The organism is Fenollaria massiliensis, from assembly GCF_000312505.2.
GTDB lineage: Bacteria > Bacillota > Clostridia > Tissierellales > Peptoniphilaceae > Fenollaria > Fenollaria massiliensis.
Genome location: NZ_HG326228.1, coordinates 13,462 through 37,003, shown reverse-complemented (window position 1 = coordinate 37,003; position 23,542 = coordinate 13,462). Strand labels below are relative to the sequence as shown.

24 protein-coding genes and 1 pseudogene are annotated in these 23,542 nt (G+C 32.6%); 1 reads left to right on the top strand and 24 read right to left on the bottom strand.

Annotation, left to right across the window (positions count from 1 at the left end; translation table 11 throughout):
* Positions 1 to 277: 277 nt before the first annotated feature.
* From BN30_RS07160 to BN30_RS07125, 8 genes are all read right to left on the bottom strand, one after another.
* Positions 278 to 1,723, bottom strand: a complete 1,446-nt coding sequence (locus tag BN30_RS07160) for an ATP-binding protein (RefSeq protein WP_019214824.1) — start codon at positions 1,721 to 1,723, stop codon at positions 278 to 280.
* 74 nt (positions 1,724 to 1,797) lie between these two features.
* Positions 1,798 to 2,277: a hypothetical protein gene (locus BN30_RS07155; protein WP_019214823.1), complete on the bottom strand. Its 480-nt coding sequence runs from the start codon at positions 2,275 to 2,277 to the stop codon at positions 1,798 to 1,800.
* Between the two features lie 174 nt (positions 2,278 to 2,451).
* Positions 2,452 to 2,685, bottom strand: a complete 234-nt coding sequence (locus tag BN30_RS09365; RefSeq protein ID WP_019214822.1) for a hypothetical protein — start codon at positions 2,683 to 2,685, stop codon at positions 2,452 to 2,454.
* A gap of 87 nt (positions 2,686 to 2,772) precedes the next feature.
* The gene (locus tag BN30_RS07145; RefSeq protein WP_019214821.1) at positions 2,773 to 4,509 is read right to left on the bottom strand and encodes an ABC transporter ATP-binding protein; all 1,737 of its coding nucleotides are present in this window, start codon (positions 4,507 to 4,509) and stop codon (positions 2,773 to 2,775) included.
* Positions 4,502 to 6,220, bottom strand: a complete 1,719-nt coding sequence (locus BN30_RS07140; RefSeq protein ID WP_019214820.1) for an ABC transporter ATP-binding protein — start codon at positions 6,218 to 6,220, stop codon at positions 4,502 to 4,504. The genes BN30_RS07145 and BN30_RS07140 overlap by 8 nt, the downstream gene beginning before the upstream one ends.
* 17 nt (positions 6,221 to 6,237) lie before the next feature.
* Positions 6,238 to 6,822 (bottom strand): TetR/AcrR family transcriptional regulator, encoded by a 585-nt coding sequence (locus BN30_RS07135; RefSeq protein ID WP_019214819.1) that lies wholly within the window; start codon positions 6,820 to 6,822, stop codon positions 6,238 to 6,240.
* Positions 6,823 to 7,042: 220 nt separating this feature from the next.
* Positions 7,043 to 7,294 (bottom strand): glycine zipper domain-containing protein, encoded by a 252-nt coding sequence (locus BN30_RS07130; protein WP_019214818.1) that lies wholly within the window; start codon positions 7,292 to 7,294, stop codon positions 7,043 to 7,045.
* Between the two features lie 64 nt (positions 7,295 to 7,358).
* Entirely contained in the window at positions 7,359 to 7,967 is a 609-nt protein-coding gene (locus tag BN30_RS07125; protein ID WP_019214817.1) for a hypothetical protein, read from the bottom strand.
* A 158-nt stretch (positions 7,968 to 8,125) separates the two neighbouring features.
* Here BN30_RS07125 and BN30_RS07120 point away from each other — a divergent pair, with 158 nt between their 5' ends.
* Positions 8,126 to 8,455 carry a hypothetical protein gene (locus tag BN30_RS07120; RefSeq protein ID WP_019214816.1) on the top strand — a complete coding sequence of 110 codons (330 nt, stop codon included), beginning with the start codon at positions 8,126 to 8,128 and terminating at the stop codon, positions 8,453 to 8,455.
* A gap of 65 nt (positions 8,456 to 8,520) precedes the next feature.
* Here BN30_RS07120 and BN30_RS07115 read toward each other — a convergent pair whose 3' ends face one another.
* The 16 genes and pseudogenes from BN30_RS07115 to BN30_RS07040 all read right to left on the bottom strand — a co-directional run bounded on the left by BN30_RS07115 (position 8,521) and on the right by BN30_RS07040 (position 23,540).
* The gene (locus BN30_RS07115) at positions 8,521 to 9,105 is read right to left on the bottom strand and encodes a helix-turn-helix domain-containing protein (RefSeq protein WP_019214815.1); all 585 of its coding nucleotides are present in this window, start codon (positions 9,103 to 9,105) and stop codon (positions 8,521 to 8,523) included.
* Positions 9,106 to 9,494: 389 nt separating this feature from the next.
* The gene (locus tag BN30_RS09680) at positions 9,495 to 10,529 is read right to left on the bottom strand and encodes a restriction endonuclease (protein WP_195890979.1); all 1,035 of its coding nucleotides are present in this window, start codon (positions 10,527 to 10,529) and stop codon (positions 9,495 to 9,497) included.
* Between the two features lie 362 nt (positions 10,530 to 10,891).
* Positions 10,892 to 11,569: a DUF1638 domain-containing protein gene (locus tag BN30_RS07105; protein ID WP_019214813.1), complete on the bottom strand. Its 678-nt coding sequence runs from the start codon at positions 11,567 to 11,569 to the stop codon at positions 10,892 to 10,894.
* Between the two features lie 14 nt (positions 11,570 to 11,583).
* On the bottom strand, positions 11,584 to 12,051 hold the full coding sequence (locus BN30_RS07100) for a GNAT family N-acetyltransferase (protein ID WP_019214812.1): 468 nt from the start codon (positions 12,049 to 12,051) through the stop codon (positions 11,584 to 11,586).
* A 78-nt stretch (positions 12,052 to 12,129) separates the two neighbouring features.
* A complete protein-coding gene (locus tag BN30_RS07095) occupies positions 12,130 to 12,768 on the bottom strand; it encodes a VanZ family protein (RefSeq protein WP_019214811.1) in 639 nt (212 codons plus the stop codon).
* A gap of 60 nt (positions 12,769 to 12,828) precedes the next feature.
* Positions 12,829 to 13,578 carry a nucleoside phosphorylase gene (locus BN30_RS07090; protein ID WP_019214810.1) on the bottom strand — a complete coding sequence of 250 codons (750 nt, stop codon included), beginning with the start codon at positions 13,576 to 13,578 and terminating at the stop codon, positions 12,829 to 12,831.
* Positions 13,579 to 13,687: 109 nt separating this feature from the next.
* Positions 13,688 to 14,731, bottom strand: coding sequence for a Fic family protein (locus BN30_RS07085; protein ID WP_019214809.1), 1,044 nt, complete (start codon positions 14,729 to 14,731; stop codon positions 13,688 to 13,690).
* Positions 14,732 to 15,035: 304 nt separating this feature from the next.
* Positions 15,036 to 15,521 (bottom strand): NUDIX hydrolase, encoded by a 486-nt coding sequence (locus tag BN30_RS07080; RefSeq protein WP_019214808.1) that lies wholly within the window; start codon positions 15,519 to 15,521, stop codon positions 15,036 to 15,038.
* A gap of 42 nt (positions 15,522 to 15,563) precedes the next feature.
* A complete protein-coding gene (locus BN30_RS07075; RefSeq protein WP_019214807.1) occupies positions 15,564 to 15,983 on the bottom strand; it encodes a GNAT family N-acetyltransferase in 420 nt (139 codons plus the stop codon).
* 29 nt (positions 15,984 to 16,012) lie between these two features.
* Entirely contained in the window at positions 16,013 to 17,041 is a 1,029-nt protein-coding gene (locus BN30_RS07070; RefSeq protein WP_019214806.1) for a S66 family peptidase, read from the bottom strand.
* A gap of 28 nt (positions 17,042 to 17,069) precedes the next feature.
* Complete coding sequence (locus BN30_RS07065; RefSeq protein ID WP_019214805.1) at positions 17,070 to 17,528, bottom strand: GNAT family N-acetyltransferase; 459 nt, start codon at positions 17,526 to 17,528, stop codon at positions 17,070 to 17,072.
* 136 nt (positions 17,529 to 17,664) lie between these two features.
* Entirely contained in the window at positions 17,665 to 18,114 is a 450-nt protein-coding gene (locus BN30_RS07060; protein ID WP_019214804.1) for an ASCH domain-containing protein, read from the bottom strand.
* Between the two features lie 416 nt (positions 18,115 to 18,530).
* Positions 18,531 to 19,061, bottom strand: a complete 531-nt coding sequence (locus BN30_RS07055) for a GNAT family N-acetyltransferase (protein ID WP_019214803.1) — start codon at positions 19,059 to 19,061, stop codon at positions 18,531 to 18,533.
* Positions 19,062 to 19,198: 137 nt separating this feature from the next.
* Positions 19,199 to 20,869, bottom strand: a pseudogene (locus tag BN30_RS10560) (recombinase family protein).
* Between the two features lie 111 nt (positions 20,870 to 20,980).
* Positions 20,981 to 21,142 (bottom strand): hypothetical protein, encoded by a 162-nt coding sequence (locus tag BN30_RS10110; RefSeq protein WP_019214800.1) that lies wholly within the window; start codon positions 21,140 to 21,142, stop codon positions 20,981 to 20,983.
* Positions 21,143 to 21,803: 661 nt separating this feature from the next.
* Positions 21,804 to 23,540, bottom strand: a complete 1,737-nt coding sequence (locus tag BN30_RS07040) for an ABC transporter ATP-binding protein (protein WP_019214799.1) — start codon at positions 23,538 to 23,540, stop codon at positions 21,804 to 21,806.
* Between the last annotated feature and the right edge of the window lie 2 nt (positions 23,541 to 23,542).

Genomic DNA, 23,542 nt, shown 5'->3' with positions numbered 1-23,542 from the left:
TACTTTAATGCTCAATCTTTAGCGGCAGCGGGACGCCATGCCTTGTAAAATATATTTGATAGTGAAAGTTACTCAACTTTACTCAACTCTTCTGCAAATCGCTTAAAATCATCAATTCTTTGCAAGCTTGACAAATTCTACTCAACTCTTCTCAACTCTTTCTCAACTTTACTCAACTTTACTCAACTCTTCTACAAATCGCTTAAAATCATCAATTCTTTGCAAGCTTGACAAATTCTACTCAACTCTACTCAACTCTACTCAACTCTTCTCAACTTTACTCAAAATTAAGAATATAATATTGAGTTCTGTCGTTTATTGAAGTTCCGTGCCATTCCAGCAATTTCTTCTCTTCAAGATTCTTGAGCAACTTTCTACAAAAAGTGCTCCCTTTACCTGTAAGTTCGGTAGCAAGTTTAGTAGTTATTTTCTCACCACTGTTATACATGTAATGCAAAATCTTTTTTTCATCAAAATTTAAACCGTTAAACATTTCTTCAGAGATTAAATTTTTAATTTTATCCGTAGTTCTCATGTGCCTATTGAGAATATTATTTTCTAAAACTAATAATACATTTCTATTTGGTTCAGAATACTTAGGCTTCTTGAGAAATAGTTTCTCCATTTCAGAATAAATTCTCTTAACCCCTTCATTCATTTCCTTGACCCAACCAAACTCGCACAAAGTTCTAGCAATCCTTGGATTTCTTGAATATCTTTGGTTTAAAATATTTTCAATCGTAACAATATTAGGTAGCTTCCCAGGGCTTAATATTTCTAATCTGTCATCAAATATCAAAACTTTGATATGTTCTCCACGTATAGAATAATTTCTATGAGTAAGCGCATTTACAATTCCCTCAAACCAAGCAAACTCTGGATATTCTGGCATTGCTTTAAATTTTCCATCATCATCAAGATATTGAAACTCCCTTAATTGAGTGTTTATAAATTCTCTAGCCTCTCTAATAATTGTTGGTATGGCACCATCAAATGTTTTTTCTTTCACAATATTTATTTCAGTGCCAACTTTTTGATACATTCCGCTATATTTTATAACTCTTAATCTTGCTTGAGGTAAATATTTTGACGGATTTTTTCCAAAAAGAAGTATACCTGCGTTGGTTAATTTATCATCTATCATTAGATTTCTTGCTTTTAAAACTTCTTCTGTAGATAGCTGAGAAATATTCATTATTTCTTTATATTCATTAATCAATTCAATATTTATATCACTAATATCTGATAGTTCAATAATTTCATCTTCAAAATATCTTTGTCCTCTATCGTATTGTAACTGAAGTATTTGTTCAAAATTTAACTCTCTTGTGTTATCGTTTTGTCTAAGATAAACTTTTCCATTATACGACTTAATAACCCTATCTGATGAAACATCAACAGAAATAACCAATATTTTATCATCCTGCCCCTTATTGTTTTTCACCTCGATAAAATTAAACTTAGGATTTATTGGAGTTTCTTTTAGTTCAGTAAGAAAGATATTCCTATATTCATCAGGGCTATGAGCTTCGTCGTAATTAAATCCAGTAACTGTCCCATCATCTTCAATCCCAATAATTAACTGACCGCCTTCCGCGTTTGCAAATGCTACCAAAAGTTTCAAGATATCTAATGGTTTTATTCTAGCACTTTTTCTGTCAAAATATTGATTTTCATGCATAAATCTATATGAATTTAAATCTTTTAAAAAATTATCTTTCAACTCCTCAACTCCTTTATTTTATTATATCATATGTGGGGAATAAAGTGGGGAATAAATTAATATGTCAATACTATTTAAAATAGCGTCAATACATATCCATCAACTGCTGCGACGATTATATACATAGGTATTGCTCTGAAAAAGGCTTCGATATGCTTCTTAGGGTTTTGGTACAAGGCTTTTTCTTGGATTTTGCTAAATCTTATACGTTTTGTATTTCTCCACCAAAGTAGGTCTATGACCACTAAATCGAATATGTTTAGCGCCTGGCCTAGTATAAGTAAATTTATAAAATTTTGCGTAAAATCTTTTTCACGCAAAAATGCTCCGAAAATCATGAATAATACTACAAACACCACTAGATTTGCAAACCATGTGGTTAGCTTATTAGCTTCATGGAACTTGCCTTGGTATTCATCTGCTTCTCTGATGCGCTTTTGCACTTCATCTGGGTACGAGGCATAGCTCTTAAGGTTTTTCTCGTCTGATCCTGTGCCTAAAAAGCATAGGGCGAAAAATACTGCGCACAAAATGATTATCTCTATAATTAACATAGTATCACTCCTTTTACTTTATTATATCACAACCACAGCTAATTGAATAGACAAAATAAAAAGAGAGGTAGGCCCTCTCCTTATCTTTAATGTTCCACCTTTATTGGTAACGGGACACCATATATTTGCATATATTATAACAAATTATTTATAATTTGCCAAGTTGCGTAAATCCTACTTCTTCTTTAGCTCTTCGATGTTTTTATTTAGCCTATTAAGCTCTTTAATAATAATCCAATTTTGATCAACTAGTCCTTGTATGCCACTAAATCTAGTCACCTTATATGTCTTATACATATCCTCTATCTCTTCTTCGTCAAAGTCTTCGAGTTTGTAGCGCTCGATGAACTTTTGCTTATCCTCCGCTTTCTTTTCTCCTTTTGCTCTTTTATCTGAAAATAATCCCATAATATCCCTCCACTTATATATTAATTATATTATACAACAAAACAATTTACATAAAAAGAGATAGGCTCTCACACCTATCTCCTCATTCTAATTCATTAATTTCCACGACTCTGCCTTAGCTTTTGCATTGATAAGGTCAGAATAAAGTCCATCATTCTTAATCAGTTCTTCATGATTTCCACGTTCTACTATTTCTCCATCTTTTAAGACTAAAATCTGGTCAGCATTTCTAATTGTCTTTAGTCTATGGGCAATCATAATGACTGTTTTGTTCTTTGTAAGCTCTTCTATAGCTTCTTTTAATTTATCTTCATTTTCTGGGTCTATATTTGCAGTTGCTTCGTCAAAGATTATGATATCCGCGTCTTTTAGCATGGCTCTTGCTATGGAGATTCTTTGTTTTTCTCCACCTGATAGACTTGCTCCACCTTCTCCGATGATAGTGTCATATCCTTCTGGTAAAGCTTCTATAAATTCATGACACCTTGCCTTCTTTGCAGCTTCTACAACTTCTTCATGGCTTGCATTTTGTTTTCCAAATTTTATATTGTTTTCAATTGTATCTTCAAAGAGATAGACGTCTTGAAAGACCATGGAAATAGAATTCATTAAGTTTTCTATCTTATAGTCCTTAATATTTTTTCCACCAATTAAAATCTCGCCAGAATTTACATCCCAAAATCTCGCTATGAGATTACAAAATGTTGTTTTACCAGATCCAGATGGTCCAACAATAGCAGTCATAGTATTTTCTTTTATCTCTGCTGATACATTTTTTAAAATTGGTCTGTCATCATAAGAGAAAGAAACATTTTTAAATACTATATTGTGATTTTTTATAGGCTCTGAAACTTCTCCTTCTTCCATATCTTCCATATCATTTACATAGGAGTAAGAATCTATTGCATTCTCAACCATTCTTAGCATTGCCATAGCAGATCCAGATGCTATAAGCCCATCAAATATTACAAAACTTGCTATAAGTATCATAATAGTATTGACTATTTGACTGTTTTCAACAAAATACAATTTTATTGATATAAACAGCATCAAACAAATTGTTATAGCTATTATGATTTTAGCTAATAAACTATATGGCATTATAGTTTTTTCTAAATCAAAAGAATATTTACTTGCACCATCAAAGCTTTTATCAAGTTTTTTATTATTACTTCCTCTTAAATTATATGATTTTATAATTTGCATTCCTTGCAATGTTGATAAGACTTCTTTGGTAAGTGATACCTGAATCTCGTGAATCTTATCTGCATTTTTACTGGACTTTTTTTGCATAAGAGCAACAATCAATAAAAATACAATAGACCCAACTATTGCTGCAATACCAACCTTATAAGAAAACAAAAATAAGGATAAGATAAAAACAATAGCATTAAGCATGCCACCGAAAACCATAATACACAAAGTTGGAACCCAAGTCTCTACATTATCTAAGTTAGTAGTCGCAATAGTTGTTAAATTTCCTAAACTTAAACTTGAGAAGAATCCCATGGGAACTTTTTTTATTTTTTCACCTAATTCAATTCTCTTGTGTCCAGCCATAAAATATCCAGCATGTGTTTGTTTGAGCATAGAGAAATTTTTTGAAATAATTACTCCAGCTATACTAACTAATAAAAATAAACATGATATTCCTATTGTTTTGAAACTTATATCCTTGTTTACTATCCCAAAAATCGCATAATAAATGGCTGCAAATTGTAGAGCATTAAAAATAGAACCGAAAAAATTAGCAAATATTGATTTTTTTATATACACTTGTTCTTCATTAGAAAAATTCCATATTTTTTTAAAAACACTAAGCATCTTTTTCTCCTTTCAATGCAGTTATCCATAGATTATTATAATCTTTTGATTCCTTCAAAAGCTCTTCATGACTTCCTTTACATGCAAGTTCTCCATTTTTAATTACAAATATATTATCTACATCTGTTATTGTCTTTAAACGATGGGCAATTATAATTAGAGTTTTCCCTTTGACAAGCTCTGATATCGCATCTTGAATCAAGGCTTCATTTTCAGGATCGATATAAGAGGTAGCCTCATCTAAAATAACTATTGGAGCATTCTTTATCATGGCTCTTGCAATTGATATTCTTTGCCTTTCTCCTCCAGATAAATGTTTACCAGCTTCTCCTACTCTTGTATCATATCCATCTGACAACTTCATTATAAAATCATGGCAAGCTGATTTCTTACATACTTCAATTATTTCCTCATCACTAGCATTTTTATTTCCTATTCTGATGTTATCTTTAATCGACATATCAAAAAGAAAATTATCTTGTGCTACATAGGAAATAATACTAGATAACTTTTCAAGGGACATATCTTTAATATTTACATTTCCTATACTTATAGAACCACTAGCTACGTCCCAAAATCCTGAAATTAGTTTTGCAATAGTCGACTTTCCCGAACCCGATTCGCCTACTAAAGCATTTACACTTCCTTCTTCTATCTTTATATTTATATTGTTTAGGACTTGCTTATCTTTTTCATAAGAAAAATCTACGTTTTTCATATCTATATTATAATTTTTTATATCTAGATTTGCGTTTTTATGAGATAATTCTCTCGCAGAAAGTATATTTTTAATCTCTTCGAAAATAGTTGACATTCTTCCAATATCATCTTCAAAAGTCATTACTCTCATGATGTTTTGAATAGTGCCAAAAGAAAGAATTATCAATGTTAAAAATACACCACCATTTAGTGAACCATTCATGAAGAAATATAAACCAAAAGGTATAATTGTCAAAATACCAACTGGGGCAATAGACATACTTATCGCATAGTCTCTTGTATTCTCTCCCATCCAATCGTAATAATAATTTGCTTTTTTATACACATTATCCCTGTATTTTTTATAAGATTTTTCGCCTTGATTAAATGTTTTAATAACTTCTATTCCATTTATATATTCAACTACAGAATTATTCATATCTTGGCCAATTTTAACTGCTTGTGGAAACTTTACCTTCATCCTTTTCATAGGCCCTGCCATAAAGAATCCACCAATAACTAATGGAATTAAAGATATTAAACTTAATCTATAATCTAAAATTAACATATAAACAAATAATATTATAGGTCCGACTAAATTAGCTGTCATCTCAGGAATCATATGAGCCAATGTTGTTTCAGTATTATCAACTTGATTTACAATTATGTCTTTTAACTTACCGGTAGACTCATTTAATATGTCTCCTAATGGCATATTAAATAATTTTTCCATAAGGCTTTTTCTTATATCTCGTATTATTTGATAGGCTGTTTTATGAGAAATCATGGTTGACAAAAACATAAACACTTCTTTGATTATAAGACATGAAAGTATAAAGAAAATTTTATTTATATAGTAATAAAAATCTTGGCTACCATCAATCAATGATATAATCACCTTACTTAGAATAATATATACAAAAAGATTTGAAATTACTCCAAGTATTGCAAATAACACAGAAATAAAATATGGTGTTTTATTTCTCTTAATGTATTTTTTTAATAGATCCATAAATTTAACTCCTTTCATCATCTTTTTTTCATAACATTTGTAAAATAAGTCTCTATCATTTCAGTTAGATATTTCTTATTTTTTATAAAATTCTCACGCGCATTCAAAATTTCGCAAGCCATCAATCCAGAATTCATGATATTAATCATAAACTCAAATGTCTCATCAGACGGCAACTCTTTAAACAAACTATAAAATAATTCTTTAAATACTTGTATGGACTCTTTTTTTATTTTCACATATAGTTCTTTCAAGTCATCATTTTCTTTTAACTCACATAAAAACATAATATATAGCTTTGCATAATCATTATCTGCAAGTATCTTGTCTATGATCATTCTCGAAAACAAGTGCGGACTTAATATTAAACCTTCATCATTAATTGATTTTTGAATAATATCCTTCCTATTTAGATTACCTTCTACCATAATATCGTATAAAATTTCATAGGTAGAACCATAATGATGATACAATCCGCCTCTGGAAAGCCCAGTCGCTTCCATAATGTCATTCATAACTGTATTTCTAAATCCCTTGTCCAAAAAAACTTTCATAGCTGCTTGTCTAATCTGCTTTTTTCTTTCATCAGCTTCCATTTTCATTTCATAAATCACCTCCATGACGACACTACTGTCGGTATTATTGTATCAACATTGATAATTATTGTCAATAGCAGTTTTTAGAAAAACAAACAAAAGTCTAATCGTGACAAATTAATCATTTTTATATTGAAATATATATAGATTTAATTAAAAAAAATACCCTCTTTACCGAACAAATAGTAAAGAGAGTATTTATAATAGTAAATCTTAAATTGTTTATTTATTTCTTTTTAATGCTCATACCGACACTCATGCCAAGCATCATGCCGACAGATATGCCTATGGCAAGCTCACCATCAAGCGCTGTCGACACAGCAACACCTAAACAAATGCCTATGCTCATTCCTTCAGACATGTAAGTTTCTTCTCCTTCGCCTTTGTCATCGCCTTGCCTCTTCTTAGCAGTGTAGATCATGTAGACCACTACTACGCAGACAATGAGTAAGGGAAGTATAATTCTTAAAATTTCCATGTTTTCATCTCCTATGTATCTTTACTAATATTATTTTATCATTTTACCGTAACAATCTACCTACTCACTCTCTCGTCATATAATACTCATCGCAGAACTTATCCCACTTCTCTATGTATTCCTCATGATCAAGCAAAATCAAGTCTTTTGCTGCATATATATTTCTTTTTCTTGCTTCATCAAAGAAGTAGTCAAAGCCATCGAAGTCTTCGCTAAAATAAGCGTAGACGTGCTTAAAGCCAAGGATATAAGCAAGGTATAGGCGTGTATGGCCGTCTAGGGACGCGTAGTTATCATCTTTCATAGCAACTGGGATGATCACGTCTTCTTCTCTCGTTACAAAGGTCCTTACTGCTTCTAATTTATCTCTATCAACAAAGAACTGTATTGGCTGGATTTTGTCTATATCAAGCTTAAAAAGCTTTAGGTCTTTGAACTGCTTCACGATTTTACCGCTCTCATCGTAAAATTTTGTGATATGCTCTGCGTTAAATCGAAACTCGTCTATAACTTCGTCGAAATAAGTTTTATCACCTATTATTATTGCCTCGCTCTGTGATATGATTTTAATCTCTATCGGCATATCGCCATTTGCAAGGTAGCAGCCGTGCTGATTAAGCGCTTCCCCACTGAAGCGATGGTCGTCGTATGTGTTGATTCTAATTATGCTCATTTTTTCTCCTAAAATTACTAGTTAACTCTATTTTCTAAATATAATTTTATTTTATCATTTTATCGGAACAATAGCAAGGATATCGAAACGATTGACATGAATATGCTAAAGTAGTATAATGTTACAAAGAATATCACAGTATTTATAGGAGGCGTTTTATGTATATATCTAGACGAATTATTGCTTTTCTTCTTTCTTTTATGCTTATTGTTTTAACATTTGCTGCTTGTACGAATAAAGATGAACACGCTTATACAAAGGCTGAGCTTGAAGCGATGGATGCGCATGAGCTCTATGAATTGTTAAAAAAGAATGGTTTAGAAGTGGGCGCTGACATTAAGGAAATTCTTTCTGATAAGGAATTGGAAGAGTACATCAAAGAGGATTTTGATTTGCTTATAGAGGGTTCTTGCTCAAGAAGTGATAAGGCGTACAAAAATCTGGCTGATGAAGTCGAGAAAGTTTATAAAAAATTGATTAAGGAGTAGTTTTTACTTAGAAAGTGATATAAAAATGGCGATAGATTTTGATTCTATCGCCTCTTCGTTTTATTTTAATTAAATAATTTAAGTATAAAAATCATAATTCCAACAATCAATAGAGTGACTGCTACCCATAAAAAAACAACTATAATTTGTTGATATGGCCTTTTTGCTCTTTCTTCAATTTTCTGAATCTCATCTAATCTTTTGCCTTCAGTGAAAGCTACAATCTCCTTGTATGTGTGAACATCATTATCTTTCTTGATTTTCTCAATTTTTAGTGCAAAAAACATAGCGCAAGCCATTAATATAAAATATGGAATAAATCCATACAAGCCAATGAATTTAAGCATTGGTATCAATGAAATTATTGCTATTAAGAAAATAATCAACACCATCCAAGAATAGAAGTTCAATTTTTTAACTTCTTCTGAATTAATTTCCTTTTTCATTTGTTCAAGATCTCCTTTAATTAAATTATCAATTGATATTTCAAAAACTTCGCTTAGTAATACAATACTGTTTATGTCAGGATAATTTTTATTGTTTTCCCAATTCGAAATAGTTTGTCTCGTAACATATACTCTTTCTGCAAGTTCTTCTTGAGATAAACCTTTTTCATTTCTGTAATGTTTAATATGATTGCCAAGCTCCATAAAATCCATACCTCCTTTCATGATAATTATAATTGAGATCTTGTATTATTTCTATCAAAGCTTCTTTACATTTGTATATTTTTTCTGTGTCAAAAGCTTTTTACATTAGCTATATTGCTAAGTTAGCAGTGTTTTCTATCGTAAATTAAAATTCATCTAAGTCTATCATATCAAATATATAATGTCTTTGAATTTTGTTCTACTTAGTCTAAGTATATTTTATTTCTTATTATATCACATACTTATAATTATACACCATAAATATTGGCATGTGACTAGTAAAGTGATGTGGCTTACAAAAATCTGGCTGATGAAGCCTATAAAGTTTATGAAAAATTGATTAAGGAGTAGTTTTTACTTAGTAGTCAACACATAAACATAGAGGACAGTTAATCTGCCCTCTTTATTGTTTCTATCTTTATACCTAATTTGGACTCTTCTAAATCCAATACGTTTATGCCTGCATTGAATATCATTTTTATAAAACCTTCGCCATCTATTAGTCTAATATTATATTCATTTGCCTTTTGTTTAACTTCTTCTGCAAAAACTGCTGTTGTTAAAAACCATCCTATGTTGACTTCATTTTTATCATCTGCTATATTTTTTATATTATCCATGTAGGACTTTATTTGCTCTAGGCCATGCATTCCGGTTTCATCTTCATGGTTCTTCACTTGCACATAGTAATTGGTCCTTAAGTCTGTAAACTTGGCTAAAACGTCGGCATCCGAGCCCTCTTGTTTTTTGGGATCATTCTTGGCAAGTACAATTGCTTCGTCTGCACCTAGGCTTTTAAAATATTGTGCTACAATAAGTTCAACTTGCTCTGGAGTATACTTTAAAAATATTTTATCTTCAATAAATTTATTTTGCATTTCTTCTATAAATATCATGTAGACGTCATGAGCATCTTTTGCGTGTATGGCGTTATCTACTTGCTTGGCTAAATCACTAATGTCTGCAGTTGTCTGCCTGATTTTCATTCTGCTCCTTAGTTCGGATTCGGCGTAACTTCTTGGTTTAGGATCTTTATGTTCAAGAATGGATTCGACTTCAATAAAAAAGCCTAGGTCTACAATTTCCTTAGTGGAAGACTTTATTAGATAGGGGCCTGAAATTTCGTACTCTTCCTTGTTCCTTGCAATAAAATTATTAAGCTTCATTTTGCTGATAGGCTGTATTTCTTCTTTTATTCTATAGACGCCAAATTTACTATCGTACATAGGAACCAGCACTATATCTGACTTTTTCATCTTCCCAAAGTTCCACAGAGACCACCTGCTTGTACTTTTTACGCCATAACTTTCTGTATAGTTTCTAAAATCTGTGTCGCTTTCTTGTTCTTTTATAGTATCGATAATTTCATCTGGCTTATCTAAAAACATGGACCAGCCGATAGTAAGGTAGCCCTTTTTTAACAACTCATATGACAGCTCACTATGATATGATATTCTATGTAGCCAATATTTCTTTTCCATAATATTCCCTTCCTTTCCTTGTACTATTATTTGATATGAATCATTTAATTATATAGTTATTACGCCCTTTCAAGTGCTGCTAGATTTCGTTTTCACTCACCCAAGTACTTTACATATATTTGACAAGGGTTATTCTTGTCCCATAAATCTGGGAATACTTCTAATTCTTTATATCCAACTGCTTTGTAAAATTTATTCGTTATGTCGTACTCATCGTAATGGCCAGACTGAACGGTTTTTACCTGTGTGTATGTATAGCCTAAACTCTTTACTGAGTCTTCTTTCTCTGAATTTCAGCGCTTGATCTAGTATCTAAGCTTTTTATCCTTATTAAATTCATCACTTAAGCTCTCTTCTGCTTCTAGTATAATGAACTGCTCATCCCACATGCCTGAGAACAGCTTTTCCAATAAATAGGTGCCGCCGTCTACAAAACCAAGCTTCGCATCGAGCCAAGCCGCATCTTCCTTGACGGTTTGAACGTAATCCGCTCTTCTGCAGTCATTAATTTTTGTATCTATGATGTCGATCTCGTGGTAATACCTCTTCCAGTCCTCGTGGTAGCGCTTTTTCGTCTCTTCGTCCAAGTTTTGTGTAAGCTTATCAAAAATCGCGTGAAAGTTTTCTTTCATCGGATCTTTTTCGCGCACATATAGGTGGCCTGGCTCTTTTAAATTACTTTTTACTTCATCTGTATTTTGCAAAAGAAGCGAAACACACTCGTCTATCTTTGGCATAACAAGCCTACATGGAGCCTTTATGCCCTTCCACGATCCGCCGCAGTAACCCATCGCGACCAAAATCGTATCTACGTCCTTGTCCATTGTCATCAGCTTGTGGGTGATGTGATCACGCATCTCTTTTGGATCTCTATGATAAAGACGATTTAAATAAAATACCGGATAATTCGTTTTAACTTTTCTTTGAGCCTCATCGATGTAGTCTTTTAATGATGAACACCCTAAAATTACTGTTTTTGACATAGTATCACTTCTCTTTAACCCAAGTACTTTACATATATCTGACAAGGGTTGTTCTCATCCCATAAATCTGGAAATACTTCTAATTCTTTATATCCAACTGCTTTGTAAAATTTATTCGTTATATCGTACTCATCGTAATGACCGGACTGAACGGTTTTTACTTGTGTGTAAGTGTAGCCCAAACTCTTTGCTAAGTCTTCATAGGCCTTATTTAGCTCTCTTCCAGCTCCATGATGATGGAATTTTTTCTTCACGCCCATGACAAAGATCTCTGAGCAGTCTGGGCTGCTCGCGCCAAGCACGATGAAGCCTACCAGCTCATTATTAAAAAAGCTTGCTAGGAATGGCTTTTCTTGTGACTCTTGAATGTAATTTTCTGTGCTCTCGGGCAAGCTAAACCATTCTGGCAAATCATTAAGCACTTCTCTTGCGATATTTTCTTTTTCTTTTTTATCTATAATTTCTTTTACAATAAATTTCATGCTATAATTAGTCCATTATCCTTTCATCTGTAATTATGTGCACTACGCCATTTTATAAACATGCCTATCTATAGAATATTACCACTTTTGAATTTCTCCACTCATCTTAGATGCGAAGAGAATATTGTAGATATAAAGCTGAATAGTCAGCATAATCAATATAGTCATAGTCCATAGAATTACTGGTTCATAAAAGCTATATTTACCTTTTGTCTGAAATCTTCCAATCAATGAATCAGAGAATGATCTACTAAGTAATTCATATACTCCATAACCTAGTACTGCTCCAAAAGTATTCGTAATCAAGTCGTTTATATCTGTAGTTCCAAATCCAAACATTTGAATGATTTCTATAGACAATGAAAATAGAAATCCAAGTAATAAAACTTTGGATAAGCTATTATATTGCTCATAGAGTAGTGGCAGAAAAATTCCTAATGGAAGAAACAAAATTACGTTTAAAATTGCATCTTTTGGTCCTCTAATCATATCTATAAAAGGTAGCAATGAAAATCTCGGTGAAAAATTTGCTTTTAAACAAACACCTGTTGCAGACAAGACTCCGACAAGATAAAAAGAAAATATAAAAGTCAAAATTATATGTCCTTTGCTTGACCTATCGCCAAATGATTTTAATATTATAAAATATAATATTAATAAGGCCATAATAGGCAGGTATCCACTTATTACGTGATTGAAAATAAATTCTAAATCCATAAAAATTCCTTTCTATTTATTGTAAACAAGTTGTATCATGTATACTTTAGCTTGTTTTAATTATATTTCTTTTAATAATTTCAATGCCAAATACAATTTTCCAAGATCGTGGTTGGCGCTATTAAGTCCCTCTACCTCATAAGAGCTCTCGCTTAAAACATCTCCTGCCTCTAGAAAATCATAAAGCTCAAAGCCATAAAAATCACAAGCTGCTTGTACGCCTGCAAGCTCCATCTCTACTGCTATGCAGCCTTCTGACTTTCTCTTTGCGACAAGCCCGCGCGTCTCACGAAGCATAACGTCCGTAGTCCAGACCTTTCCCTTGGTATATGGAGCTTTTTCCTTGATAAAAAATTCTTCAAGCTTATCATGGTTTTTAATAGCAATGTAGTCTGAAGGAGCGGCATAATAATAAGATGCACCTTCGCCCCTGTAAGCCTCTGTGGGCACGATGTACTTGCCAAGAGTCTTTTCTTTGTCAAGGCTGCCGCAAGATCCAAACATAATAAATTTATTCGCACCTGTAAGCCAGTTGACTTCATTACATTGTGATGAAGCAAGAGCTGAACCCATCATGCTAAGGTAGAAGGCAAATTCTTGACCTTCAAAATGGCTTTTATATATTGGCATTGAGCCATTCGCTGAGCCTACTTTAGCAATTTCTTGGCACTCAAATTTATCGAGTAAATATTCTACTATCCTTTTTGAAAATATTACCAAGCATTTATCTATTAAATTTTTCTTCTCGCCATAAAAATGTTCTAGGCTTATAAGTGGCTCTGTGTCTATATCGTAACTGTCTATAATCATAATTTACCTCTTTCGTTTACACTATACCATTTATATTAAATGGTATTATTATAATATTTATTAAATTATTGATATCAAATACTGTAATTATTAGATTTATAGAATAATTTTAAACTTTAATATACTTAGTTGATCTTCCCTTGCCAACTTGCTTAATTATGCCACTGTCCTTTAATTCTTTTAATGCCCTTTCTATAGTTCTTTGAGAAATATCTGGGCAAAGCACAACTATATCTGATTTAGATAATGGCTCTAAAGAATTTTCAAATATCTTCATTACTCTATCTGAAGAAGATAAAGATTTTTCTGATATTAGTTTAAATCTTTCATCGCATTCACTATATGCCTTATATATTACCGAAAGCATATATTTTATAAATGGCAAGTCGTTATTAGTTCCGTCATGCCAATTTTCACTAGAAGCTTGCAATTCTTCATAGTAAATATCTTTCGTCTCTTCGATAATCATTTCTAGTGAAATATATTTTCCTACAAAAAATCCATTTTTATAAAAAAGCAACAAAGTCAATAACCTTGACATTCTACCATTGCCATCAGCAAATGGATGTATAGCTAAAAAATCATGAATCACAGTTGGTATTAGTAATAATGGTGGAATTTTTAAGCTAAGGGCTTTATTGTATGCCTCAATCATTGCATCAATATACTTTTCTGTTTCAAAGGCTGATACAGGCTGAAATCTAACTTTTTTCTCGCCAAGGGAATTTACTTCAACAATGCTGTTATCCATTGTTTTAAATTTCCCTTTATGCCTTTCTCCAGAATAAGAATAAAGTTTATTGTGTAAGGTCAAAATATTATTTTTTGTAAATTCAATACTCTCATAGTTTTCATGAATGATGTCAAGAACTTCTCTGTAACCATATATCTCTTCTTCGTTTCTATTCTTAGGTTCGCTTTTTTTATTCATCAACTTTTCTAGTCTTGTATCATTTGTTGAAATACCTTCTATGGCATTAGATGATTTTGTAGACTGAATTTTAGCTACTTCTACCATTTTATCGAGAACATCAGAAAAATTAGCTACGTATAGCTCCTGTTTTCCCTTATATTCATAGATTTTTGATATTAAATCATACATTTTTGCTGGTATATTTAAATCTAACAGTTTTGAATAATCAAATTCTCTCATACAGCTTCACCACCTTCCTCGCCATTATATCACAAATGGCGTATATAAATCAATATTGGCGAGATTATTTTCGCCAATATAATTGATTTGGATATGATAAATCAAATATTTATTTCTTGGACAATAATGCTACCGTCTCTCCTTCATATCAATCCAATCAGGCTTCGTCTACACTCATCAGCTCTACTTAATCCCTTTTGACCGTCATTTTGAGTGACATTTTTGGTGACATTTTGAGTGACATAATTTAAGTTCTTCTCGTTTTTCACGATTACTCACGATTATTTTCAATTGATATTATCTATCATATTCTTTCATCTGTAATTATATGCTCTACTCCATTATGCTTCGACCTAAGATAGTTTTTCATAAATGTCGGGTATGCTTTGCATTTATCAAGCTCATCTATCGGTACCCAATGCATTGTCTCTTTAGCGCCTGACTCTGTAGTGCTTTGGCTTGTAAAATTTCTTTTGCCCATGGGCTTCATCATATAGTAGAATGTAAGCTCATGAAAGTCTACTCCTTTTAAGCCTGAGCTTCCGATGAAGAAGTTCTCATGTATCACGGCAAGTTGATCTACCTCGTAATTAAAGCCTGTCTCTTCAAATACTTCTCTCTTGACGGCTTCTTCTGATGTCTCGCCCATGTGCACTGCTCCGCCAACTGAGTAGTAATAGTCGTCCTCATCATTTCTTGCAAGTAGCACGCATCCCTCTTCGACTATGATGGCTGCCGCCCTATATCTAAAAGCTTTTTTATCGTTAATAATAGCACAATTATGCTCCATAGTTTTTCTCCTTTATATACTTTCTCATCTAAGAACCGTAACTTATGGTTCAAATGCAAACAGGTTTCCAAGCTGAATTGAAAATCCAAGTGATTTATACATTTGTATATCGCATTGTGCACAAGCAACAGTCATTGAACTTATAGCACTTGACCTATATGCAAATTGGACTAGCTGGCGTGATATTCCTTTATGACGAAAGTCAGGACATATGAAAAAATCTTCAAATATTCCACTTGGCATATAGTCAAAAGTTGAAAAACCAACTGTTATTGAACAGCAGCCTACCAATGCATCACCTTCCCATGCTCCGAAAAATAATATTTCCCCTTTGCTGATTGCATCTTTCAGACGTTTCTTGGATATATCATTCGGTATATCCTCTCCTATTTCTGCTTTATATTGCTTTTGAAGTTCCCACAAAAGATCTATGTGTGAAGCGTCTATTTCCTTATAATCCATTCATAACCCCCATATAAACTCCTATTTGTTTAATAATTAAATGATATAGTTTGTTTATTTACATTAACTTCTGCTTCTACCCCAAAAGGAATTATACATCTTGGAGTTGAGTGTCCAATATTTATATTATAGACAATAGGTAAATCTTTATTAGTAATTTCTTCTAATAAAATAGATTTATACTCCTCATAATAGACTTCATTTTGAGGTTTCCCTACTAGTATACCTGACAATACATCAAACAAGCCGTAGTCTTTTAGAGCAAGTATCATTTTCCTATATAAATCTGGTTTTGTTTTTTCTTCACTTGATTCTATAAGTAAAATCTTATTCTCCCATGCCTCAAGGCTTGGAAATAAATTATATTTGTTACAAATTTCTACTGTATCTTCAAATCTAGAATTATCGAACATATCATATATTGATTCTATGCATCCGCCTAAAATTTTCCCACTAAATATAGGATTTCCTCTTAAAAGCTCAAAACCAGTATTAGTATGACTTTTCATTTCTACGCCAATAGCTTTCTCGCTAAAATCTTCCCTTGCCTCATACCAAACTTCACTTGGATGTATCTCTTTTATTTTCCCCGTTTTTATAAGTTCTAAAAAGTATTTTTCTGTATAAGCTAAGATATTATCAGATATTTCGCATACATCTGGCAAGAAAGCCTGACCATAAAATGTTTTTATGCCAAGCTTATTTAGCATAAAGTGATTTATTGTTGAGTCAGAAAAGCCCAAAAAAAGTTTTTGCTTTACAATATTTTTTAATCTATCGCCTTCGAACAAATAAGGTGCTAATCTATAAGTATCTTCTCCACCAATAGCACATAAAATCATATCAATAGTGTCATCTTCAAAAGCAAGTAGCAAATCATCTGCCCTAGCTTCAGGATGATTTTTTAAAAAATCAATGCCTTTTAGAGAATTAGGTAAAAACTCTACCTCTACACCTAGCTTATTTAATCTGTCTAACCCTATTTTTATTTCATGCTCAACAAAACTTTCCCCCAAAACGCCACTAGATAAGCTAACAATTCCTATTTTCTTTATCATTTATTTTCTCCTTATATCTTTTCAAATCTTATTTAAGCAGCTTTCTTTTAAATACACTGCGGCCATCACTTTCTCCAAGAAATTCAAAATCATTTTTCATCGCAATTCGTTTGGTATTTTCTTGGTTCGGGGCACACTCAATAATCAAGTTTTTCCCTATCTCTAAGCTACGGTTTATAAAGGCTTTTGTTAATTCATTGGCATATCCTTTCCCCCAGTACCTCTTATTAAGTATCCAACCAAGTTCGAAGGAGTCATTGTCATACTCATGAAATATTACATATCCAATAAACTTCTGACTAAAATCTTCTACCGCATAGATCAAAGGAGGGTCGATCAGTGCAACACTATTTAGAAAATTCACTGTTTTTTCCCATGAAAAAGGCGGTTCTATAAATTTCATGACATCTTCATCTGAAAGTAGATTATAGAGTTTCATTAGATCATTATTAGTAAATTTTCTTATCTTTAATCGCTCAGTAATCATATGTCCCTGCCTCCCTTATATCCTTTCAAGTCTCACAACGCTCTTTCCCTACCCTACAATATCTGTACAAGTTTTATAGGTTTTATCTCGTAGAAACTTATAACTTGCAATGCTCGATAAACTGATATTTGTTGATTCAAATTTTCACACCTACTAATACTTTAAATTCCTCTAAAACTACTAAATCATCATCTTTTAATGCTTCATCTATTTCTTTTAGTTCATTGTTAAAAAAATCTATATGCACTTTTTTCCAATATTCTAATGTTCTGTTTCCTTCACCTTCTTTATATGCATGTTCAGACGATACCTCTTTAAACTGAACAATTTCAACTCTAATAGTTTCTATAAGAAATTGATATTCATCTTTACTATTTGTAATGATACTTAAATTACCAACTTTTGGTAAATCCTCATTTTCCATTTCATAAAATTTATACAGTGAAGATGTGGCGGTTTTTATTCCATGAGATATTAAATATAACAGTTCATCTTCAATACTCTCATCAAAACTCCACATAGACTCATCACTAATATTTAATTGATTTTCTTTAATGTATTTTTCAATTTGCTCTCTCATGTTCATTATTATCTTCCTTACAAATTCTAATTTACCTTATTCTTCCCCGTCCATACCGTTGACATAACCTACCAAAATATCCAAAATGCTTACCTACTTGATGCTACAAGCAAGTATTTAAAAAATATTTTTTATAACTAATTTCAAAATTTCCAGAGTCTTATTATTGAATCTAAAAATCATACACCTATTAATTTTAAGCCTTTCAAAGTCTAGTTACTCATTTTCTCTTGTCATCAATACTACACTCTCAACATGTATTAAGACTACTCTGATGATAACGGTACATCAAGAATAGCAGCTTCGCCCTACTTGTGCGAGGGAAACCGGCACCGGAAATGATGTCGGAGAATGTATGTCAACGTCTTCGGAAGTTCATTGAAAGCCCTAAAAAGTGGGAGTTGAAGGATTAGCTTCTCCGTTTAATGGTTTACAGCAAGACGTATTTCCTTTTCTGTTGATTCTGTTAACCACTTGCCAAAAACCTCAGATTCTTTTGATTCGATATACCCCAAATCCCTAAATCCAAGTTTTTGAAGGAGCAGCCTGCTCGGATAATTCTCTATTTCAGTGGAGCAGATAAAACCCATTAAAGGGTATAGGCAATGCAAATAATCCGTCAAAGCGGAAAGCGATTCAAAAGCATACCCCATTCTGTGATGCTTGTAGGAAATCGTGTAACCCAAAGAAAATGTCCCTTTATTAGGAAGCACAACAATCTCACCGATCATTTCGTCCGTCGCTTTTAACGCAACAGTCATAATAAACGGTTTATCTGCGGATAGTATCTCGAATTGATATTTTTTAATCAGAGCTTTAATCCCATCCATATCTTTTGTTTGTCCACGTTGATATTTTGAACAAATTGCATTATTTCGATAGTCTTTCATCTCTACCGCATCTTTCAATTCGACGTTGCGAAGTATAAGCCTCTCTGTTTTCAAAATAATCATAATAACCTCCTTTGATATAAGTATGACAAAAATATAAAAATTTATTCAGTACACCCAATTCAAGTTTACTGTTTTCTCTTCCCTGTACTAAATTCGGACGATTGTCCGAAAACCGCTGTCATCCCAGGCTTTCACGGCTATTTTCTTTCGACCCTTGACATCAATACCACGCTCTCAACTTGCTCATCATTGTCCAAACTTATATTCAAGTCATCGTCTATAATTGGGAGCTTGAAAGTAATTGATTTTAGCCATTGTCCGTTAGGTTGTTTTTCTTCATAAATTTGAATTTCAGAAATCAAAGCTGAAATTAACTGCCTACGCTCTACATCGTTCATGACTTTATAAAGTTTGTCAAAATAAATCAAAACCTTATATATATTATCGCCAGTAAGTTTTTCAGCTTCAATAGTTTGTTTCTTTGCTTTTGCATCAATTAACAATGATTCTAATTCTTCAATTTTATCGTACATACGATAAAGTCTATCATCTAAATCCTGTTTTCTTCGTTTGTAGTGCTTATCCTCAACATCTAAATTATCTATTTCCTCAATTAGCTTAAACTTTGTAGAATGACTCTTCCTCAATTCCTTTTGGTAATTATCTATTTCTTTTTCTATTTCAGAGGTGTCCACCTTCATGTTAATTTTTTCTTGCATCATAGATGCAAATTTAGGATTGCTAACTAACTTGATTATTACCTCAGCAACAGCATCATCTAACAATTCTTCTCTAATTTGCTTACTGAAAGTACACTTATGACCTCTTATCATCTGCCTATGTTTACAACCATAATAATAAAAATCTTTATACTTTGTGCCATCTTTCTTTTTCTTGATACACTTGTTTCCAAACATTCCCACTCCACATATCGGGCATTTTACAATTCCAGAAAGCAAGTGTGTGCGTGTATCTTTTCCTTTATTCACATGCTCATATTTCTTTGCTTGAGATTTTAGCTTAACCTGAGCAGCTTGCCAAACTTCATCGGAAACTATAGCTTCATGTATCCCTTCAGATATTAGATACTCATCTTGTTCAACCTGCTTATATTCATTTCTTGTACCATGAACTTTTTCTAAAGTTCTTCTTCCAAATGCTATTTTTCCATTATATACAGGATTCTTTAATATCTTTCTTATAAGACCTGCGTCAAACAATGGATTTTTCCCATTTTGCCTTGGTATTTTCCTTATACCATGATTTTCTAAATATTTTGAAATACCATTAGCTCAAATACTTGTATTTACATACTGATCAAAAATAGTTCTTATTGCAACTGCCTCTTCCTCATTTATAAACAGCTTGCCATCTTCAAGTTTATATCCATACGGAGCAAAGCCACCATTCCATTTTCCTTCCCTTGCTTTTTGAATGCGACCTTCCGTTGTTTGAATACGTATGTTTTCTCTTTCTATTTCAGCCACAGCTGATAAAACAGAAATCATTAGTTTCCCAGCATCTTTAGATGAATCAATGCCATCTTCAACGCAAATAAGATTAACTCCATAATCCTGCATTATCTGAAGTGTAGAAAGAACATCAGCGGCATTTCTTGCAAATCTTGATAACTTAAACACAAGAACAAAAGACACTCCATCTTTTCCAGATTTTATATCTTCCATCATTCGATTGAACTGTATTCTACCTTCAATAGACTTGCCAGACTTCCCGGCATCTTCATACTCTCCAACAATTTCATAATCGTTGTAAATAGCAAAAGCTTTCATTCTTGATTTTTGTGCCTCTAACGAATATCCCTCTATCTGTATTGACGTAGATACTCGTGTATAGAGGTATACTTTTATTTTTCTTTTGACATAGCATTAACCTCAATATAACTTTTCTATATCATATATAAACTTTGATTTTTGAATTTAAGTTTGGACTATCATTTCAAGTATATTATAACACTTTTATTAGTCCATCTCAATTTGTGTTTTTGCCATGTCAAAATTATTTTTCATCTCTTGATTTTTTACTGGCGTTGGATCGGGCAGATTATCTAAATCTAAAACACCAGCATATTTTGTAATCAGATTTGCAATTAAATCAGCCAGTCCATTCCAGTCATTGTCCAATATATTCCTCCTCTCTTTTTAAAGTTTTATATCTAATAATTATTTGTTTAATTAAGTTTTTTGACATTGGTAGGTGCTTGGCAGCAACATAGGAATCTCACCTCCGCCCCTTATTAAGACGAGCCGGCTTAAACTATTGAAGTATCATTATCACTACTTGTATCACCGAACAGATTGCCACCTCTGTTTTTTATGTATTCTTATTTATCGCTCGCTTTCTTATATCCTTGGCTAACCAGTATTCATAAAACCGAAAACTTTCAGCAGAAAGGTCATGGCGTAAGTCATAATCCTACACAAGTTGATAAAGTCCTACCTTTGGTCTACTCAGTTGTCAAGGAACAATTATTTGAAAGGGACTTTTCTTTGTATTCTTTTCATTTGAAATAGGCAATCTTCACTATCATCAATAAAATACAGGAAGTCAAACTTCCCTTCACTTTACATAAGGACAGATTGACCCCCCCCTTGCTTACCAAATTTTTTAATTTATTTGATAAATTTTTTCGGTTTTCCATTAATTTTGTTTTTTATAATTTAAAAATCACGATATAAAAGCGACTAAGTTATTTTATTCTTAATCGCTTCAAAAATTATCTATATGTGCTTTACAAAGCTTTTTAATTCTTAAATGTCGGTTGCTTTTAATCGTTTACTTTTTTTACAATCTCCAGCTTGCAGCTCGCTCTCTTGCCTTGATAAATGCTGAATAAATTCCTTCTCTATTTATCAAATCGTTATGTTCGCCTTCTTGAACCAATTTACCGTCATCAATCACTAGTATCTGATCGGCTTTTTTCACAGTTGAAAGTCTGTGAGCTATCGAAACTACAGTGTGTCCTTTGGACAATTCCTCAACCGCGGCCAAAATCTCATATTCATTTTCAGGATCAACGGAGCTTGTCGCTTCATCTAAAAGAATAATAGGTGCATTTTTAAGTAATGCTCTAGCAATAGAAATTCGTTGTTTTTCACCACCGGAAAGAGAACTGCCACCCTCACCTACCATGGTGTTATAGCCATCAGGAAGTTCCATAATAAAATTATGGCAACGAGCCTTTTTAGCAGCTTCCACTACTTCTTCATGACTTGCCTTAGGATTTGCAAAGCGAATATTATTCTCTATAGTATCTTGAAAAAGATAAACATTTTGGAAAACAAGTGAAAGATTTTTCAGTAAACTTTCTACTTTATAATCTCGTATATCTCTATTTCCTAATCTTATTTCACCACTGTCAACATCATAAAAACGAGAGATCAAATTGATTATTGTCGTTTTTCCGGATCCTGACGGTCCTACGATAGCTGTCTTTGACCCTTGTGGAATAGTAAATGAAAGGTCTTTTAAAACAGGCTTCCCTTTGTCGTAACTAAAGCTCACCTTATCAAAGACGATATCCTGATTTTCCATAACTTCCAAAGTCCCGTCACTTATTTCAGGAATATCTAAAACCTCATCCAAATATTGCATATTGGCAGGATTCTTAACCATGAGGATGGCTGCATTTTCAAGTTGTTTTAAACCGCCGAAAATCATAAAGCCGGCAGCCGAAACAGTGAGCGCTTGTGGTAATAAAACTTCCCCTTTCGTATAAAGATAACAAGAAAATAATGTAACAAGTAGACTCGAAAGATTAATGATAGTAGAAAAAATTCTCGCATAAATAACAAAGACGATTTCAAAATGCACTTGAGAAAGTCTAAGCTCCTCAGAAGCATTATTCAATTTAGAATGAATTTCTTCAACAACACCTTCATCTGCAAACGGAAAACTGCGAAGCACAGGAATCCCGCTAATGCTGTCAACTAACGCATCTCCGACCTTTGTAATAGCTGCATGTTCACGTGCAACCTCTTTTTTTGCTTGATTAATCATAAGAGACATGCATAACCAAATAAGAATTAAACAAATTAAAGTTAAAAATCCAATTTTAGTATTTACACCGAACATCCCAACCAACAGAAAAAAGGATATTGAAATGCCTGAAACAGCAAAGTCGATACTCATTGCAGAGTAATTTTCAAGACTCTTCATAACATTGGTAAATGCCGCCATAATTCTTGATAGGCTTTGTTCTGCAAAATATCCCATAGGCGCCTTTTTAAGTTTTTCGCCAACTGCAAGTCTGTAGTCTTTGAAAATGCCAAAGAAAACACCGTCACTAAGACCACTTTTCGCCCAGCCTGTCAAAAAATTAAAAAGAAAGGAAGCAAAAAGCACTCCGAAAATTGTCCAAATATGCTCCCATGTAGTTTCATTCATCCAACCGAATGCAAGAAAGAGAGCGAAAAATCCAAACAGCATTGAAGCATTTTGCAGAAAAATAAGAAAAATTCCTGCCTTAAGACGATTTTTATACTGTCCTGCCAGTTTGAATGATAATCTTATAAACTCCATGT

What these genes read in the sequence shown, in the direction of transcription:
- BN30_RS07155 (WP_019214823.1), bottom strand. Translation starts at nt 2,277, where the DNA reads ATGTTAATTATAGAGATAATCATTTTGTGCGCAGTATTTTTCGCCCTA.
- BN30_RS09365 (WP_019214822.1), bottom strand. Translation starts at nt 2,685, where the DNA reads ATGGGATTATTTTCAGATAAAAGAGCAAAAGGAGAAAAGAAAGCGGAG.
- BN30_RS07145 (WP_019214821.1), bottom strand. Translation starts at nt 4,509, where the DNA reads ATGCTTAGTGTTTTTAAAAAAATATGGAATTTTTCTAATGAAGAACAA.
- BN30_RS07140 (WP_019214820.1), bottom strand. Translation starts at nt 6,220, where the DNA reads ATGGATCTATTAAAAAAATACATTAAGAGAAATAAAACACCATATTTT.
- BN30_RS07135 (WP_019214819.1), bottom strand. Translation starts at nt 6,822, where the DNA reads ATGAAAATGGAAGCTGATGAAAGAAAAAAGCAGATTAGACAAGCAGCT.
- BN30_RS07130 (WP_019214818.1), bottom strand. Translation starts at nt 7,294, where the DNA reads ATGGAAATTTTAAGAATTATACTTCCCTTACTCATTGTCTGCGTAGTA.
- BN30_RS07125 (WP_019214817.1), bottom strand. Translation starts at nt 7,967, where the DNA reads ATGAGCATAATTAGAATCAACACATACGACGACCATCGCTTCAGTGGG.
- BN30_RS07120 (WP_019214816.1), top strand. Translation starts at nt 8,126, where the DNA reads ATGTATATATCTAGACGAATTATTGCTTTTCTTCTTTCTTTTATGCTT.
- BN30_RS07115 (WP_019214815.1), bottom strand. Translation starts at nt 9,105, where the DNA reads ATGGAGCTTGGCAATCATATTAAACATTACAGAAATGAAAAAGGTTTA.
- BN30_RS07105 (WP_019214813.1), bottom strand. Translation starts at nt 11,569, where the DNA reads ATGTCAAAAACAGTAATTTTAGGGTGTTCATCATTAAAAGACTACATC.
- BN30_RS07100 (WP_019214812.1), bottom strand. Translation starts at nt 12,051, where the DNA reads ATGAAATTTATTGTAAAAGAAATTATAGATAAAAAAGAAAAAGAAAAT.
- BN30_RS07095 (WP_019214811.1), bottom strand. Translation starts at nt 12,768, where the DNA reads ATGGATTTAGAATTTATTTTCAATCACGTAATAAGTGGATACCTGCCT.
- BN30_RS07090 (WP_019214810.1), bottom strand. Translation starts at nt 13,578, where the DNA reads ATGATTATAGACAGTTACGATATAGACACAGAGCCACTTATAAGCCTA.
- BN30_RS07085 (WP_019214809.1), bottom strand. Translation starts at nt 14,731, where the DNA reads ATGAGAGAATTTGATTATTCAAAACTGTTAGATTTAAATATACCAGCA.
- BN30_RS07080 (WP_019214808.1), bottom strand. Translation starts at nt 15,521, where the DNA reads ATGGAGCATAATTGTGCTATTATTAACGATAAAAAAGCTTTTAGATAT.
- BN30_RS07075 (WP_019214807.1), bottom strand. Translation starts at nt 15,983, where the DNA reads ATGGATTATAAGGAAATAGACGCTTCACACATAGATCTTTTGTGGGAA.
- BN30_RS07070 (WP_019214806.1), bottom strand. Translation starts at nt 17,041, where the DNA reads ATGATAAAGAAAATAGGAATTGTTAGCTTATCTAGTGGCGTTTTGGGG.
- BN30_RS07065 (WP_019214805.1), bottom strand. Translation starts at nt 17,528, where the DNA reads ATGATTACTGAGCGATTAAAGATAAGAAAATTTACTAATAATGATCTA.
- BN30_RS07060 (WP_019214804.1), bottom strand. Translation starts at nt 18,114, where the DNA reads ATGAACATGAGAGAGCAAATTGAAAAATACATTAAAGAAAATCAATTA.
- BN30_RS07055 (WP_019214803.1), bottom strand. Translation starts at nt 19,061, where the DNA reads ATGATTATTTTGAAAACAGAGAGGCTTATACTTCGCAACGTCGAATTG.
- BN30_RS07040 (WP_019214799.1), bottom strand. Translation starts at nt 23,540, where the DNA reads ATGGAGTTTATAAGATTATCATTCAAACTGGCAGGACAGTATAAAAAT.